General features: G+C 56.0%; 12 protein-coding genes and 4 pseudogenes. 5 read left to right on the top strand and 11 right to left on the bottom strand.

What is annotated here, in order from left to right:
* Positions 1 to 66 precede the first annotated feature (66 nt).
* The 8 genes and pseudogenes from TKWG_RS25720 to TKWG_RS03105 form a co-directional block, all read right to left on the bottom strand.
* A complete protein-coding gene (locus TKWG_RS25720; RefSeq protein ID WP_014749429.1) occupies positions 67 to 345 on the bottom strand; it encodes a P1 family peptidase in 279 nt (92 codons plus the stop codon).
* Positions 287 to 1,167, bottom strand: a pseudogene (locus TKWG_RS03135) (P1 family peptidase). The gene TKWG_RS25720 and the pseudogene TKWG_RS03135 overlap by 59 nt, the downstream one beginning before the upstream one ends.
* A gap of 43 nt (positions 1,168 to 1,210) precedes the next feature.
* Entirely contained in the window at positions 1,211 to 2,113 is a 903-nt protein-coding gene (gsiD, locus tag TKWG_RS03130) for a glutathione ABC transporter permease GsiD (RefSeq protein ID WP_050981515.1), read from the bottom strand.
* Between the two features lie 10 nt (positions 2,114 to 2,123).
* Positions 2,124 to 3,044 carry a glutathione ABC transporter permease GsiC gene (gene gsiC / locus TKWG_RS03125; protein ID WP_014749425.1) on the bottom strand — a complete coding sequence of 307 codons (921 nt, stop codon included), beginning with the start codon at positions 3,042 to 3,044 and terminating at the stop codon, positions 2,124 to 2,126.
* Positions 3,045 to 3,122: 78 nt separating this feature from the next.
* Entirely contained in the window at positions 3,123 to 4,628 is a 1,506-nt protein-coding gene (gene gsiB, locus TKWG_RS03120; protein WP_014749424.1) for a glutathione ABC transporter substrate-binding protein GsiB, read from the bottom strand.
* 102 nt (positions 4,629 to 4,730) lie between these two features.
* Positions 4,731 to 6,631: pseudogene (locus TKWG_RS03115) on the bottom strand (dipeptide ABC transporter ATP-binding protein).
* 48 nt (positions 6,632 to 6,679) lie between these two features.
* Positions 6,680 to 7,666, bottom strand: coding sequence for an isoaspartyl peptidase/L-asparaginase family protein (locus tag TKWG_RS03110; RefSeq protein ID WP_014749423.1), 987 nt, complete (start codon positions 7,664 to 7,666; stop codon positions 6,680 to 6,682).
* Positions 7,663 to 8,532: a MurR/RpiR family transcriptional regulator gene (locus tag TKWG_RS03105; protein WP_014749422.1), complete on the bottom strand. Its 870-nt coding sequence runs from the start codon at positions 8,530 to 8,532 to the stop codon at positions 7,663 to 7,665. Before TKWG_RS03105 ends, TKWG_RS03110 begins: the two co-directional genes overlap by 4 nt.
* 342 nt (positions 8,533 to 8,874) lie before the next feature.
* Here TKWG_RS03105 and TKWG_RS03100 point away from each other — a divergent pair.
* Together TKWG_RS03100 and TKWG_RS03095 are read left to right on the top strand one after the other, a co-directional pair.
* Positions 8,875 to 9,983 (top strand): annotated as a pseudogene (locus TKWG_RS03100) (NADH:flavin oxidoreductase/NADH oxidase).
* Between the two features lie 128 nt (positions 9,984 to 10,111).
* The gene (locus tag TKWG_RS03095; protein WP_014749419.1) at positions 10,112 to 10,609 is read left to right on the top strand and encodes a C40 family peptidase; all 498 of its coding nucleotides are present in this window, start codon (positions 10,112 to 10,114) and stop codon (positions 10,607 to 10,609) included.
* Between the two features lie 181 nt (positions 10,610 to 10,790).
* On the opposite strand, the gene TKWG_RS03090 is transcribed toward TKWG_RS03095, so the two are convergent.
* On the bottom strand, positions 10,791 to 11,327 hold the full coding sequence (locus TKWG_RS03090) for a VOC family protein (RefSeq protein WP_014749418.1): 537 nt from the start codon (positions 11,325 to 11,327) through the stop codon (positions 10,791 to 10,793).
* A gap of 397 nt (positions 11,328 to 11,724) precedes the next feature.
* Between TKWG_RS03090 and TKWG_RS03085 the strand changes: the two genes are divergently transcribed.
* Positions 11,725 to 12,168 carry a MarR family winged helix-turn-helix transcriptional regulator gene (locus tag TKWG_RS03085; protein WP_014749417.1) on the top strand — a complete coding sequence of 148 codons (444 nt, stop codon included), beginning with the start codon at positions 11,725 to 11,727 and terminating at the stop codon, positions 12,166 to 12,168.
* Positions 12,169 to 12,244: 76 nt separating this feature from the next.
* Here the strand turns inward: TKWG_RS03085 and ppk2 are convergent, their stop codons facing one another.
* Positions 12,245 to 13,441, bottom strand: coding sequence for a polyphosphate kinase 2 (gene ppk2, locus TKWG_RS03080; protein ID WP_014749416.1), 1,197 nt, complete (start codon positions 13,439 to 13,441; stop codon positions 12,245 to 12,247).
* A gap of 124 nt (positions 13,442 to 13,565) precedes the next feature.
* On the opposite strand from ppk2, the gene thiD reads away from it, so the two are divergent.
* Positions 13,566 to 14,378 (top strand): bifunctional hydroxymethylpyrimidine kinase/phosphomethylpyrimidine kinase, encoded by an 813-nt coding sequence (gene thiD / locus TKWG_RS03075; RefSeq protein WP_014749415.1) that lies wholly within the window; start codon positions 13,566 to 13,568, stop codon positions 14,376 to 14,378.
* Between the two features lie 77 nt (positions 14,379 to 14,455).
* Entirely contained in the window at positions 14,456 to 15,133 is a 678-nt protein-coding gene (locus TKWG_RS03070; protein WP_014749414.1) for a protein-L-isoaspartate O-methyltransferase family protein, read from the top strand.
* A gap of 205 nt (positions 15,134 to 15,338) precedes the next feature.
* Here the strand turns inward: TKWG_RS03070 and TKWG_RS03060 are convergent.
* Positions 15,339 to 15,832: pseudogene (locus TKWG_RS03060) on the bottom strand (adenylyltransferase/cytidyltransferase family protein).
* Positions 15,833 to 15,876 lie beyond the last annotated feature (44 nt).

Genomic DNA, 15,876 nt, shown 5'->3' with positions numbered 1-15,876 from the left:
AACTGTTATTGCAACTGTAATATTCACGTATTCATCACTTACTTTGCATGACCGCGATGGTCGCGCTTAGTCATGCAGCCAGTCGGTGACTGGCAGGCGTGTATTGCCATCACGCCCGGTCACTGCCGTGGCACGCCACAGCGAATTGACAATGGCCTGTTCGATAGCCTCGGCGGCCGCGTCAAACAGCGACTCCAGCTGCTGCTCATGCAAGGGCGCCACCGGCATCGGTGCTCCCTGCACCTGCTGGCCGATGCGCATGCCCGTTGAAAAAGCAACGGCAATATCACCACTGCCATGGCCAAAGTTCGAACCGGTGCGCGCCAGCCCGGCAGCTGCGCGCATGCTCAGCCGACGCAGTTGCCGGCGTCCAGCGGCGCGTCGGTTGCCAGCACCATGATGATGGACCCTTGTCAGGCGCATTTTCCGCGATATCCGGGGGCACTGGTGCTGCCGTGTGCCTACCGGCCATGCGTCTTTTGATGTCCTGGCCCAGCATCCGGCCGTTGACTCGCAAGTGACGCAGCTTGCCAAAATTGGACAGCACCAGCGCGCCCACCGTATAGTCCGGCGCGCTACCTGCCAGTTCCGTTTCCTGCCGGGCGATCCGCGATGCCGAACCAATGCCGCCTTTCAAGCCAAAGCAGCTCATCCCGCGGCCGGCGCCTACCGCACCCTGCTCCGGTTGGGCAGTTACATTGGCGCAAGCGTTGAAGTAATCCGCTTCGGTCACGGCCATAGCCTGAATATCGTTCAGGTAGCCGTCGTTGCACTCGAGCACCAGCGGGTTGACGGTCGGCCAATCGCGGCCGATCTGCGGGTTGGCGGCAATTGCCTGCCTGATTTGCGCCTGCGCCACTATCGGTACGGAAAAAGTATTGGTCAGCGCCAGGGCGTTTCTATGACACCGAGCTCCTGCAACTGTACCAGCCCCATGCTTTTGCCAAAACCGTTGAGCACCGACACGCCGGCCGCGACCTTGTTCAGAAACAGATCGTCCGCATGCGGATAAACAACCGTGACGCCGGTCTGGATCGCACCCCGCACCAGGGTGACATGACCCACTTTGACGCCGGAGACATCGGTAATACAGTTATGCGGTCCTGCAGGCAGGATGCCCACTGGCGGCGCAGACCACAGCGCCGCATCTGTTGAAGAATCACTCATATACACTCATCTGTCCGGGCCATCAATCGATAACACCACGGGATTATTGCCGGTCAATCTTCGGATCCAGCGCATCCCGCAACCCATCGCCCAGCAGATTGAACGCCAGCACGGTCAGGAAGATAGCCAGTGAGGGGAAAATCGCCACGTGCGGGGCCAACACCATATCCGAGCGCGCCTCGTTGAGCATCGCGCCCCATTCGGGCGTCGGCGGCTGCGCGCCAAGTCCGATAAACGACAGCGAAGCGGCCGTGATAATTGAGGTGCCGATACGCATGGTGCCATAGACCAGAATAGGTGAAATCGTACCGGGCAGAATGTGCTTGAAAATAATGGTGAAATCAGAAGCGCCGATACTGCGTACGGCTTCAATGTACGTCATGTTTTTCAGGGACAGGGTATTGCCGCGCACCAGCCGTGCAAACGCCGGAATGCTGAATACCGCCACAGCGATCACCACGTTCACCATACTGGGGCCCAGCACCGCGATCACGCCGATGGCCAGCAAAATACCGGGAAACGCCAGCAATACGTCTGAAATACGCATCACAATGCGCTCCCACCAGCCTTCGTAATACCCGGCAAGCAGGCCCAGCACCGAGCCCACAATGGCGCCCAGTGCAACCGAGATGAAACCGGCGGCCAGGGAAATGCGCGTTCCCATCACGATGCGGCTGAAAATATCCCGACCCAGCGAATCCACACCCAGCCAGTGCAGCACTGACGGCGGCTGGTTGATGCGATCATAATCGAAATAATTCTCCGGATCGAAGGGGACGATCCAGGGCGCCAGAATGGCAATAAATACAAGTGCAATAATAAAAAGCGCCGCGACGACAGCCAGATGCTGCTTGCGGAACTTGCGGATAAATTCCGTCATCGGGGTGCGGATGCGTTCCCGTTGTGGCGGCAGCGATTCGATCGGAGAAGAAGTTACTTGCGTCATATCTGTCCCGTTATTTGTAACGGATAGTCGGATTGATCACGCCATACAGCACGTCAACAATCAGATTGATCAAAATGAATTCAAAGGAAAACAGCAGAACCAGTCCCTGAATAATCGGATAGTCCCGTGCCGCGACGGCATCTACCAGCAGCGTACCCATCCCGGGCCAGCCAAAGACAGTTTCCACCACAATCGAGCCACCCAGCAGAAAGCCAAATTGCAGGCCCATCATCGTAATCACGGGAATCAAGGCATTGCGCAAGGTATGTTTGACGATGACTACTTTTTCAGACAAGCCTTTGGCGCGGGCGGTGCGCACGAAATCTTCCTGAATGACCTCCACGAACGAGGCGCGCGTAAAACGCGCCATGATGGCGGCGACCGCGGCGCCCAGCGTAATGGACGGCAAAATATAGTGTTGCCAGCTGGTCGCGCCTACGGAAGGCAACCACCCCAGGTTGACGGCGAAGATCTGGATCAGGACCATGCCCAGCGCAAAGGGCGGAAAGGAAATACCCGACACCGCCAGCGTCATGAACAGGCGATCCGGCCAGCGGTTGCGCCACACAGCCGAGACCACGCCGATCACCAGGCCGAAAATCACCGACCAGATCATGCTGGTAATGGTCAGCAGCAGGGTTGGCGTAAAGCGGGCCGCGATCTCGGTCAGCACCGGCCGTTTGGTGCGCAGCGAGGTGCCCAGATCGCCCTGGCTCAGGTTGATCAGGTAATGGCCGAACTGCTGCGGCAGCGGCAAATCCAGGCCCAGTTGCTTGCGTATGTTCTGAACCGTTTCGGCATCCGCCTCGGGCCCTGCAGCAAGCCTGGCCGGATCCCCGGGCAGCATATGTACAAACAGGAACACCACCACGCAGACCAGAATCAGCGTGGGTATCATCCCGAAAATCCGTTTAACCAGATAGGAAAGCATTTTTGAATCCATTGGGCCGCGGCACCCGAGGGCGCCGCGGATATTTCAATTGCAATAAAACTGCTAAGCAGGATCGAATCAATCCTTCAGGCTGACATCCCTGAAGTAATAGGAAGCATCAGGCATCACATGAAAGCCATCAAGCTTTTTGCTGCGCGCTGCCACGGTATCGGCCGTATTCAGGAAAATCCAGGGCGCGTCCTTGTAGATCTGTTCCTGGGCATCTTTGTAGAACTTGGTCTTCGCGGCTTTATCAGTGGTTTTCAAAGCATCGGCAAGATCTTTGTCGACCTGGGCGTTTTTATAATAGGAGAAATTGCCGAAGGTAGGTGGCCATGAATCGCCCGCCAGCAAGGGGCTCAATGCCCAGTTGGCCTCACCCGTAGAGGCAGACCATCCGATGTAATACATCCGCACCTTGGCGTCCTCTGGTTTTTGCACTGTTTCAACCCGTTGGACCCGCTGGCCGGCTTCCAGGGCCTCGACCGATACTTTTACGCCAACCTGGCGCAATTGCTGCTGAATGAACTGGATAGCCTTGACCGATGTGCCATCGTTGTACGCGCTCCACAGCGTGGTTTCGAATCCCTGCGGGTAACCGGCCTCTGCCAGCAGTTCACGGGCTTTTTTCGGGTCATAGGGCCAGGGTTTCATTTTTTGCGAAAACTCGACCTTACCGGGAACCACGCCCTCGGCAACGCGCGCATAGCCATTGAATACAACCTTGTTCAGGGCTTCTTTATTGATTGCGTAATTCATGGCTTCGCGCACTTTCGGATTATCGAAAGGCTTGACCAGATTATTCATGGCAATATAACGCGCAATAATGGACGGCTCTGCAAGCAAATCAAGCTTGTCATTTTTCTTCAGGATGGCCGCCTGCTCATAGGGAATCGGGTAGGTAAACTGGGCCTCTCCGGTCTGCATCACTGCTGCACGCGTATTGTTATCGGTCACCACACGGAAATTGATGGAGTCGACTTTGGCCAGATGTTCCTTATCCCAATAGCCGTCGAATTTTTTCATTTTCACATTCTGACCAGGGTTCCATTCCACGAACTCGTACTGTCCGGTGCCGGTAGGATGCAGGTTGATATCCTTGCCATATTTTTTCAGGGCGGTCGGAGAGATCATCATGGCCGAGGGGTGCGTCAGATTGTTGATGAATGCAGAGAACGGCTCTTTGAGCGTGATCTTCACAGTGGCCGGGTCAATCACGTCGATTTTTGCAATACCCTTGAACTGGTTGTAGCGACCCAGTGCATTGTCGCGGTTCAGTACACGCTCGAAATTGACCTTGACCGCTTCTGCATTGAAGTCGGTGCCGTCATGAAACTTTACGCCCTGGCGCAGCTTGAATGTATACGTGAGACCGTCTTCGCTGACCTCATAACCGGTAGCCAGCAACGGATGGATTTTGAAATCCAGATCAAACATGAACAGGCCTTCGTACCAGCCCTTGCCTACGGCCTGCGACTGTGTCGAATTGGTGTTATAGGGATCGAGCGAATCAAAACCATAAGGAACCGCGACGGTGACGTCTTTGGCCGCCAGTGCGGTATGAGAAAAGGCCAGGCACGCCATTATGGCCGGGCCAGCAATGCTCTGCGAAGATAAATAGGCTTCATGAAAATCTCCCTGCGAAGGATAAATGGTTAAACGCCGTTTGACTAAACGAAATAAAAATCAGTAAATACCTACCGAGTGGCGGGCAACAAAATGATCCGCGCCCACCTGCTCCAGCGGCAATACCACCGGCTCATCGCCGACAGCACGCACCGGGCTGGGGATCTCACCTGCCATCAGGGTGGCAAGTTTGTGGCGCCTTGCGGGATCAGCAATGGGCACGGCAGCCATGAGTTTTTGTGTATAAGGATGCTGGGGGTTTTCGAAAATTTCACGACGCGACCCCAATTCAACCACCTGCCCCAGGTACATCACCGCCACGCGATGGCTGATACGTTCCACCACCGCCATGTCATGTGAAATAAACAGATATGAAATACCAAATTCTTTTTGCAAATCCATCAGCAGGTTGACGATCTGCGCCTGGATCGAGACATCCAGTGCCGATACCGATTCGTCTGCAATCACCACTTTGGGATTGAGCGCCAATGCACGTGCAATACAAATACGCTGGCGCTGGCCTCCGGAAAATTCATGCGGATAGCGCTGCGCCATGGCTGGCGGCAGGCCGACTTTCTCAAGCAGCCATTCGACACGAGCCAATGCCTCGCGACCACTGGCCACGCGATGAATCAGCAGCGGCTCCATAATGGAATAGCCCACGGTCTGGCGCGGGTCAAGCGACGCATAGGGATCCTGGAAGATAAACTGGATATCGCGCCGAACTGCCTGCATATCCTGTGTATTGAGCTTGCTGATATCGCGTCCCTGGAACAGGATCTGCCCGAGTGTGCCTGGATCAGACGCAGCAGGGAACGACCGGTCGTGGATTTGCCACAACCGGATTCTCCGACCAGGGCCAGCGTTTCTGCCGGGTACAAATCAAAGCTGACTTTTTCGACCGCATGCACACGCCTGGCAACACGATTGAATATGCCGCTGGTCACATCGAACCGCGTCACCAGATCCTTGACCTGCAGTATCGGACCGGCCTGGCGATCAGGCGCCAGCACCACCGGCTCATGCGGGGTAGCGGCTTCATCGGCGCCCGCCTGTTGCAGCGACAGCAAATCAAAATGGGCCGGCAATGAGGTGCCATTCATGGATCCCAGCCGCGGCACGGCCGACAGCAAGGCCTTGGTATAGGCATGTTGCGGATCGTGGAAAATAGCCTGGGCGCTGTTCTGTTCAACCTTGTTGCCCTTGAACATGACAAGCACGCGATCGGCCACTTCAGCCACCACGCCCATATCGTGCGTAATGAAGATCACGCCCATGTTCATTTCTTTCTGCAGTTCGCGGATCAACTGCAGAATCTGCGCCTGAATGGTCACGTCCAGGGCCGTCGTGGGTTCATCGGCAATCAGCAGAGCCGGCTTACAGGCCAGCGCCATGGCAATCATGACACGTTGGCGCATACCGCCGGATAACTGATGCGGAAACCGTGTCAGTACAGCACGCGCTTCGGGGATACGCACCTGGTCAAGCATGCGCAAGGCTTCTGCCATGGCCTGCTGCTGGCTGAGCCCCTGATGCAGGCGGATGGATTCGGCAATCTGGTCGCCGACCGAAAACACCGGGTTCAGCGACGTCATGGGCTCCTGAAAAATCATGGCCATATCGGCCCCGCGAATACTGCGCAGTTGCGCACCAGGCAGCCGGGCAAGATCCACGACCTGTCCCTGACGCCGGCGAAACAGCATTTGCCCGCTGACGATGCGGCCGCCGCCATGTTCGACCAGACGCATAAGCGAGAGCGAGGTGACCGATTTACCCGAGCCCGATTCGCCCACGATGGCCAGTGTTTCACCCTGGCCCACCGTAAAGGACAAATCCTGAACTGCCTGCACGGTTCTTTCTGATCCGACAAAATTGACGCTCAGATTGCGCACGTCCAGGACGTTGCCCGTTGCGAGTTCTCCGGTGCCATTCGCGGGCGCCTTCTCGGCGTTTGCATTAATCACATTTGTATTCACTTACTGTTTTCTCCATACCGCTCACGGTGCCATTCAGGCATCGGACTCACGATAAATACTGACAACCGGATCCTGACCGACCCGCAGATAACCCCGATACATGCCTTCGGAATTGAATGGCAGCGCCACATTGCCTTGCGCGTCAACGGCAATCAGGCCACCCACGCCACCAATAGCCGGCAGCTTATCGAACACCACGTTATCGGTCGCCTGCGCCAGCGTGCGGCCTGCATATTGCATTTGTGCAGCCACGTCATACGCGGCAACACTGCGAATGAACATTTCACCGGTGCCGGTGCTGGACACCGCGCAACTGTGATTACTGGCATAGCACCCGGCGCCGATAATAGGCGAGTCGCCAACCCTGCCAGGCTGCTTGTTGGTCATGCCGCCGGTAGATGTGGCCGCCGCCAGATTGCCGGCCTGATCCAGCGCCACCGCGCCAACGGTACCCAGTTTCCGGTCTTCATCCAGCGGCGCCACCGAGTGAGCCGGTTGTGCGTTTGCCACGGCATCGTGGTCAAGAACGAAGCTGGCAGCCCCGGTTGCGCGGACCCGCTCAAGCTGCTCGCGCCGCAGCGCGGTGCTGAAATAATCGGGGTCGACCATATCGAGTCCGGCGGCAGCCGCCAGCGCTTCTGCAGGTTTACCGCAAAAGAACACGTGTTCGCTGGTTTCCATGACAGCCCTTGCCGCCAGTACCGGATTGCGTACAGTTGAGACTGATGCGACCGAACCGCAGCCCAGCGTTGCGCCATCCATAATGGCAGCATCCATTTCATGGGTCGCGGCACTGGTAAAGACCGAGCCATGGCCGGCATTGAATAAAGGACAATCCTCAAGCAGGCGCACGGCCAGCGTCACGGCGTCCAGCGCCGAGCCGCCCTTGTCCAGCAAGGCGCCGCTTTGCACCAGAATGTCGTTCAATGCCGTCTCGTAGGCCGCTTGCTGTTGCGGCGTAATGGTTTCGCGAGACAGGGCGCCAGCCCCGCCATGAATGGCGATAATGGCAGTTGTCATGCCGAGGTTTCTCCGTGAATGAGCCAGGGGGTGATGGTTTCTGCCACTTCCGTGGCAATTTCAACTGAAAAAGGTGAGCGATAGTCCAGGGCCGCCATGAGGGCGTCGATCAGGGCCAGCGCTACCGGGTCGCTATTGGTGCCGTAGACGCTGTCGCTGGAGGTGTACAGAACGCAGTCGCATGCAGGAACGATCGGCGAGGTGGCCTTGTCGGTAAGCCCCAACACCTTGGCGCCGCGGCCATGTGCTTTTTGCACGATTCTGACGGTGTCGGCCAGATACCGGGGGAAAGTGAGGGCGATGACCAGGTCGTTCTTATCGACCAGCGCCAGCCTGCGGGCAGCATAGGTCACCCCACCAGGGCCGGCAAGACTAACCACCATATCGTTGTGCGAAAACAGGCGCCGCTCCAGCAGTCCCGCCAGATAACCGCTAGTGCCCAGACCCAGTACGAAAATTCGGCGGGCGGCCAGGATCATATCCACCGCCTTGTCACAGGTCTCGGCGCTTAAATTCAGGCGGGTCTTCTCCAGATTGCGCTGCCCTTCCACCAGGACATTGGCCATGATTTCCTGATTGGTGGCCGGATACGACTGTTCTTTTTTCAGGCGATTGACCGACTCCAGCACGCCTTCGAAGCCCTTGATAATGTTTTGCCGAAACTGGGCATATCCCGGATAGCCCAGCGCCCGCGCAAAACGGTTGGCGCTGGCGCTGGACACACCCGCAGCCTGGGCAAACTCGTCAATCGACATGATGGCGACCTTAAACGGATGTTCGAGCACATAGGCGCCAAGCAGCCGCTGGGGTTTGGTCAGCTCTGGCAACCGTTTGGCCAGCGCCCGTGTAAAATCGGTTTCAATCATGATGACAGAAGGTAAGGAGAGTCCGGATGGGGAAAACAGCAGCTATAACGATGTAAGTAAACTTACTATTTTCATCTTTTATGAAAATATAATTACATTTTATGCTGCTTTATACCATTTTTTTCGGCTATGTTGCAGCAACAAGCCACTTGCACCGCAGCGTCCCCCCGGACGTCCCGGTTCGTAAACCGGTTTTGCGCAGACAAATATCCGTGATCATGTCGTCATCAGGGTCATATACCGGTCACCGTTGAACGGTATGGTAAAAACAGGACGTGGCGCTGACAGCGTATTGCCGGCGCCCGTGCCACTCCCTGACAATTTCTAAAGTGTGAAGACGCCATGACCGATTCGATCCTGTTCAGTCCCTTCAACCTGGGCAGCCTGCAGCTTAAAAACCGCATTATTGTTCCTCCCATGTGTCAATATTCAGCCATAGACGGCTGCATGCAACCCTGGCATCTGATGCATCTGGCTCGCTGGCCGTATCGGGCGCGGCACTGGTGTTTATCGAAGCCACCGGCGTCGAACAAGCGGGCCGCATCTCGCCGACAGACGTCGGGCTGTGGGACGACGCCACCCAGGAGGCGATCGCGCGCACCCTGCGCGATATCCGCAGCTTTTCCGATACTCCTTTTGCCATCCAGCTGGCGCACGCCGGGCGCAAGGCATCATGTCGCCAGCCCTGGTTTGGCGGTGGCCAGCTATCGCTGGAAGATGGCGGCTGGCAAACCTATGCTCCGTCGCCTGTGCCTTTTGATCCCAAGGATCGTGCGCCCCAGGAACTGGACCAGGCAGGATTGACGCGCATTATCGAAGCCTTCGTGCAGGCGGCCCGTCGCAGCGTAGACCTGGGTATCGACGCCATTGAGTTGCATGGTGCCCATGGCTATCTGCTGCATGAATTTTTGTCGCCCCTGTCGAACCAGCGCCAGGACAGCTATGGCGGCTCCCTGGAGAACCGCATGCGCTTTGCGCTGGAGGTATTCCAGGCGGTCTATGAAGAAGTGGCCGGCAAGGTGCCGGTGGGTGTGCGAATTTCAGCCAGTGACTGGGTCGACGGCGGATGGGACGTGCAGCAGAGCATTCGTCTGAGCCAGGCGCTCAAAGAGCGTGGCGCGGCATTCATTCATGTCTCTTCAGGCGGCCTGTCACAGGCACAGCAAATCAAAAACGAGCCAGGCTATCAGTTGCCCTTTGCGCAGGCAATCAAACATGCGGTGGATGTGCCAGTCATTGGCGTTGGCCTGATTACCGACCCGCAAATGGCCGAGTCGGTAGTCGCTTCGGGTCAGGCCGATCTGGTTGGTGTTGCCCGCGGTATGCTGTACGACGCGCGCTGGCCATGGCATGCTGCAGCCGAGCTGGGCGCACAGATTGACGCTTCGCCCCAATTCTGGCGCAGCCAACCCTCAAGATTAAAAACACTCTTCACAAACAACATAAGCTAATTCTATTAACCTGTTGTTTTTATGATTTATTTTCTATTTTTTTATTGAAAATACCAGCAAAGTGCTTTGCCCGGCGCTGTGAAATTGCGATACTGGAATCCAGAGGATTTTTTCGCGTCGGGTAAGCTATGCTACGTTTCCAGATTTCTATCGCAGTGGTAATAACAGCCTGTCTGCTGGCAGGCTGCGCCAGCCGCGGTCCGGTGGCCGAGGTGCCCGCTTCCTTCTCAACGCCTGCACTTGACCCTTCCTATCGCGATCCCGTGCTCGAACGGGCGCTGACCCTGACCGGCACACCCTACCGCTACGGTGGCATGACCCCCGACGGGATGGATTGCAGCGGGTTTGTGCGCTACGTATTCCAGGAATCGGCGGATTTCCGCTTTCCGCATAACACCGCGATGATCGCCAAATTGACCAAGCCAATTTCCCGATCAGAGCTCAAGAAAGGCGACTTCGTCTTCTTCAATACCTACAAGCCCTATTCGCATATGGGTATCTATATCGGCAACAACGAATTTGTCCACGCCCCATCCAGCCGCAACAATGGCAAGGTCCGCGTCGATTCACTGGACAGCCGCTATTTCGCCGAACGTTTCCTGGACGCACGAACAGCATTTCAATAATCGGCATTTCAATGACCGGCAGGACAATGACGCAGGCGTCGGCAGGCGCCCCCCCATCACACGGGACCGTTTGACAGCGCATACACACAATAACAAAGATGCAGACCGCCACCGTTGGCGACCTGCATCTGTTGGACCAGCCTGATTAATTCGCCCCATTCTGCAGGGCACGCAACCATTGTTACGCCTGGAACTCTTCTTCATGCAGCCATGCTGCGTGTTTGGGCGCACGCCGGGTCTTGCTCCACTCTTCCAGCATCTCCCACTTGACCTCATCCAGTTTCCGGTTCATTTCCGGCGTGGCCGTGGGCGCGGCCAGTTCGACACGATGGCCGTTGGGATCCCGGAAATAAATGGACTTGAACAGCACATGATTAGTGATACCTACAACATCAATGCCCTTTGCCTGCAATTTTTCCTTGGTTTGCTCCAGCACCTGCACACTGGGTACTTCGAACGCGATATGCTGGACCCAGTCTGGCGTATTGGCGTCAAAGCCCATTTCCGGTGAGTTGGGCAACTCGAAGAACGCCAGTATATTGCCATGGCCGGCGTCAATGAAAACATGCATGTAGGGATCATTGGCCTTGGTTGACGGCACGCGATCCTCGGCGATGGCCAGCACGAAGTCCATGCCCAGATTTTCCTTGTACCAGAGAACAGTTTCCTTCGCGTCTTTGCAGCGATAGGCTACGTGATGTATTTTCTGAATGTCCATGTCTACCCTCTTTGTCTGATATGCTGAATGAAATAATTGCGCATAAGCGCCCGATCGCAAAACCACGATCATCGCAAAGGCGTGCCAGGCATGGGTTGTGTGCGCGATATGCATAGGCTCGACGCACAAGTGCCTGTACTGAAGGGCCAATAGCTAAATAGCTAACGAGCTAATGGGAGATTAGGCTATTAGGCCGATACTGACGCCGATGATCTGGCTCTTATTAATAGTAACCAACGTTACTATTAAACAGCATTTGTTTTCTGTAGTCAACAGATAAATTCAGCAAACCTTTATTTTTTATGAATTTTTATACTACTCTAGATTTTTATATCATCATAAAAATTAATAAAAATAAAGTATCATAAGTTACCAATTAATATTGAACGAGTTTTTAATGATTGATTTGAATGCTTTTTTGCCGTATCAGTTTTCGCAGTTGGCCGACGTGGTCAGCCATTCTGTCGCCACGGTCTACGAAAGCCGGCTGGGAATCTCACGCGACGACTGGCGCGTGCTGGTTGCCGTCAATCAGGCACGGGATATGCGTGCGACCGATATCTCGCAACACACCACGCTGGACAAAATGCAGGTAAGCCGGGCGATTGCCCGGCTGGAGAAAAAGGGTTTCTTGTCCCGCAAGGCCGATACTGACGATAAACGACAGCAGATCCTGGCGGCGACGCCTGCTGGCCAGGCGGCCTATAGGGAGGTGTCACCATTGATGATGGCGCGCAATGATTACCTGTTGCAGGACCTGACACCGGCCGAGCGCGAGACGCTGCAGCGCTATCTGGACCAGGTGCTGAACCGAGCCCAGCAATTGGTGGCGCGCGGATAGCTTCAATAGATATGCATGCGCCATACACCGATAACCGGCGCATGGCCGCAACAACGACACGCCGGGCAAACCGCTATTAGCGTGTATCCTGCTTAACTCCTGATGGGCTGTGCAAGGCATGTTCACCCTGTTCGTAGACCACGTTGGAGCGACCCACAATTAGCGGGTCGATCTTGCCGATGTGCTTGGAGTCCTTGTTGGTGTAATTGAACTGCTGCAGGACATAGCGCATGGCGTTTAGCCGTGCGCGTTTCTTGCAGTTGGACTTGACCACAATCCAGGGGGCGTCACTGGTATCAGTATGAAAAAACATCGCCTCTTTGGCGCGGGTATAGTCATCCCATTTGTCCAGAGAGGCCATATCGATAGGAGACAGCTTCCACTGTTTGAGCGGGTGGTGACGGCGTTCCTTGAACCGGCGCTTCTGCTCATCCTGGCTGACCGAGAACCAGAATTTGATGACACTGATGCCGCTGCGAACCAGGTTGCGCTCGAACTCCGGCGCCTGGCGCATAAACTCCATGTATTGGGCATCGGTACAGAATCCCATGACCCGCTCAACCCCCGCCCGGTTATACCAGGAACGATCAAACATGACAATTTCACCGCTGGTGGGCAGATGCTCCACATAGCGCTGAAAGTACCATTGGCCCAGCTCGCGTTCCGTTGGCTTCTGCAACGCAACCACACGGGCGTTCCGCGGATTCAGATGCTCCATGAAGCGCTTGATGGTGCCGCCCTTGCCCGCCGCATCGCGACCTTCAAAAACAATCACAACACGCTGGCCTGTTTCCTTGACCCAGGACTGCAGCTTGAGCAGCTCAACCTGCAAGTCGTATTTCTGAAACTCGTAATTGCGGCGCGACATGAGATATTTATAGGGATACCCGCCATCCTGCCAATTATCCTGGAGCTTGTAGTCCGGATCAGTTTCCGGGTGCCTGAGATTGTCGGCGCGCAGCTTTTCCTCACGCAGCAGCTGGAGCAATTCACGACGATCATCAGCAGCCATGCCCTCGAGCAGGAGCTTAGCCCGCTGATTACGCGCGGCCTTGTCGGTACCGACAAGGTCGGCCGTAAAGGCAGCGGCTTCGGCATTGATGTGTGCCCGCTGGCTATCCGTGACCGTATTGTCGCGGGTTTGCTCCGGCGTCTCGCCCGACTGAACATCGCCCGCCTTCACTTCTCGTGCGATACGATCATTCCCGGTACGCTGACCATTGGATTTATTGCCCTGACGGCTCGTTTGATCTGTAGATTTACGGGTAGCCATTTCACATCCTTGTACTGACAAAAGCGCATTGTAAGATTGCGCTTTCAATCAATCATTAACATTAATTCAGAGGAAAGACATTATCATATGCGTATGACAACAATACTGTCGACAGAGAGGCTGTATGATTTTTAATACTTTGACCATTGCCGGTGTAGACCCTTCCGGTGGTGCCGGCATTCTTGCCGACGTCAAGACCATGAGTGCCCTGGGTACTTATGCCTGCGCCGTGGTGGCGGCCCTGACCGCCCAGAATACCAAGGGTGTGAGCGGTGTGCAGCCTGTTGCGCCCGAGTTTGTCCGCCAGCAGATTGATACGCTGTTTGACGATGTCCATATCGATTCGGTAAAAATCGGCATGCTGGGCCAGGAGCCGGTAACCCGCATGGTGGCCGAGCGCCTGGCATACTGGATGCCTGATCATATTGTACTGGATCCGGTCATGGTGGCCAAAAGCGGCGATGTACTGCTGGACAAGCCGGCCATTGCCACACTGCGTGAAGCACTGATACCGCTGTCAACTGTCATTACACCAAACCTGCCCGAAGCAGGGGTGCTGCTGGGCGAACGCGAGGCCGATTCCTTAAAGCAAATGTATCGGGTGGCCGAGCGCCTGCGCAAACTCATGGATCATCACCGAACCGTTTGGGTCATGCTCAAGGGCGGCCATTTGCCGGGCAACGACACCGTCGATCTGCTGACCGACGGAGACCGCATGATCGAATTGCCCGGTAAGCGTGTTGATACTGCCAATACTCATGGCACGGGATGCACGCTGTCTGCCGCCCTGTGCGCGCTGATCCCCGGCACCGGCGATGTGCCACAGGCTGCCCGGCTTGCCAAGGCCTACATCGAGACCGCCATTGCCCGCTCGGGCGAGCTCAATGTTGGCCACGGGCACGGGCCCGTTCATCATTTTCATGCCTTATGGTCATGAAACCGGAAGCACCGCGCCAGTTGCGGGTAAAATGAACAAGAAATTCCAATCTCAGGACCACGTTTGATACTCTTCCTATGAATGCTCTGACTTCCCTCGCCGAACAAAGCCGTTTCAACATGATCGAACAGCAGATCCGTCCGTGGCATGTACTGGACCAGGATGTACTGGACGCGCTGTCTGCGATTCCGCGCGAAAGGTTTGTGCCTATCCGCTATCAGAATATGGCGTATTCCGATATTGAAATCCCGCTGGAAGTTGAAGGTATCAACAGCTGTGAAACCATGCTGGCGCCAAAAATAGAGGCCCGGCTGGCCCAGGAATTGCGCCTGACTCCAACCGATGGCGTGCTGGAAATCGGCACCGGCTCGGGTTACCAGGCAGCCATTGTCAGTCGCCTGTGCAGCACGGTTGTAAGCGTCGAGATCGATCGCCATATTGCGGCATTCGGCAAGGCTAACCTGGAGCGCGAACAAATCGGCAACGTCAAAGTGGAAATTGGTGACGGACGTGCAGGCTGGGGGACCGGCGAGTACAGCGCCATCCTGCTGACCGGCTCCATCCCCAACATTCCCGATTCACTGAAATACCAACTGACCATTGGTGGCCGGCTGGTCGCCATTGTAGGACAGGCGCCGGTCATGACGGCATTGCGCATTACCCGGGTCAGCGCTGCTGCCTTCGAAACCGAATCGCTGTTTGACACATACGCCAAGCCATTGCGCGGCACTACCGTGTCTCATTTCAAATTCTGATTCACCTGAACCCGCATCGGCCCATGCCGGTCGGGATTCAAAAGAAAAGGCCGTTGCCGCAGACTGACCAATGCAGTTGCGGCAACCGCCTTTGTGCATGCTGCCAGCGCTTTGACGCGCAACGCGCCGCATGATTCATCGCAAATCCTTGCGATAAAAGTAAATCGCCAATGCAAGCCTTTATTGGCGCGCCGCAACCAATCAATTACCGGGCGGTGGTACCGCGAATGGTATTGACCAGGGCTGTGGTAGAGCGCTGAAAACGAAAAGGAATGGCAACCGCAAGCCCGCCCCAGCTTTGCACCAGCCCGGTTTCCCTGAGCGTAGCCATATCGTAATCCCCTCCTTTGACGATCACATCCGGCCGCAATTGTGCGATCAGCTCGTAAGGAGTGTCTTCTTCGAATACGGTCGCTGCGGAAACGCTGGCCAGCGCGGCCAACATCGCCTGGCGATCCTGCTGCCCATTGAGGGGGCGATCGGCGCCTTACCGAGCCGCCGCACCGAATCATCAGTGTTGACGGCAACCACAAGGCTGGCGCCAAGCTGCGCAGCTTCATCCAGATAGCTGACATGGCCACGATGCAGGATATCGAATACGCCATTGGTAAACACCAGCGGGCGCGGCAATGTGCCATTGCGAACCGCATCAATACACTGCTGGCGGGTTAGTATCTTGTTTTCGAAACGTATGCTCATTACTGCCACTCCAGCAATGTGGCCACCAGCCAGAGTATCAGCCC

The organism is Advenella kashmirensis WT001 (genome assembly GCF_000219915.2).
Lineage (GTDB): Bacteria > Pseudomonadota > Gammaproteobacteria > Burkholderiales > Burkholderiaceae_B > Advenella > Advenella kashmirensis.
This window is presented reverse-complemented; position numbering and strand designations above follow the sequence as displayed.

What these genes read in the sequence shown, in the direction of transcription:
- thiD (WP_014749415.1), top strand. Translation starts at nt 13,566, where the DNA reads ATGATTTTTAATACTTTGACCATTGCCGGTGTAGACCCTTCCGGTGGT.
- TKWG_RS03085 (WP_014749417.1), top strand. Translation starts at nt 11,725, where the DNA reads ATGATTGATTTGAATGCTTTTTTGCCGTATCAGTTTTCGCAGTTGGCC.
- TKWG_RS03090 (WP_014749418.1), bottom strand. Translation starts at nt 11,327, where the DNA reads ATGGACATTCAGAAAATACATCACGTAGCCTATCGCTGCAAAGACGCG.
- TKWG_RS03110 (WP_014749423.1), bottom strand. Translation starts at nt 7,666, where the DNA reads ATGACAACTGCCATTATCGCCATTCATGGCGGGGCTGGCGCCCTGTCT.
- gsiC (WP_014749425.1), bottom strand. Translation starts at nt 3,044, where the DNA reads ATGCTTTCCTATCTGGTTAAACGGATTTTCGGGATGATACCCACGCTG.
- TKWG_RS03095 (WP_014749419.1), top strand. Translation starts at nt 10,112, where the DNA reads ATGCTACGTTTCCAGATTTCTATCGCAGTGGTAATAACAGCCTGTCTG.
- gsiD (WP_050981515.1), bottom strand. Translation starts at nt 2,113, where the DNA reads ATGACGCAAGTAACTTCTTCTCCGATCGAATCGCTGCCGCCACAACGG.
- gsiB (WP_014749424.1), bottom strand. Translation starts at nt 4,628, where the DNA reads ATGGCGTGCCTGGCCTTTTCTCATACCGCACTGGCGGCCAAAGACGTC.
- TKWG_RS03105 (WP_014749422.1), bottom strand. Translation starts at nt 8,532, where the DNA reads ATGATTGAAACCGATTTTACACGGGCGCTGGCCAAACGGTTGCCAGAG.
- TKWG_RS03070 (WP_014749414.1), top strand. Translation starts at nt 14,456, where the DNA reads ATGAATGCTCTGACTTCCCTCGCCGAACAAAGCCGTTTCAACATGATC.
- TKWG_RS25720 (WP_014749429.1), bottom strand. Translation starts at nt 345, where the DNA reads ATGCGCGCAGCTGCCGGGCTGGCGCGCACCGGTTCGAACTTTGGCCAT.
- ppk2 (WP_014749416.1), bottom strand. Translation starts at nt 13,441, where the DNA reads ATGGCTACCCGTAAATCTACAGATCAAACGAGCCGTCAGGGCAATAAA.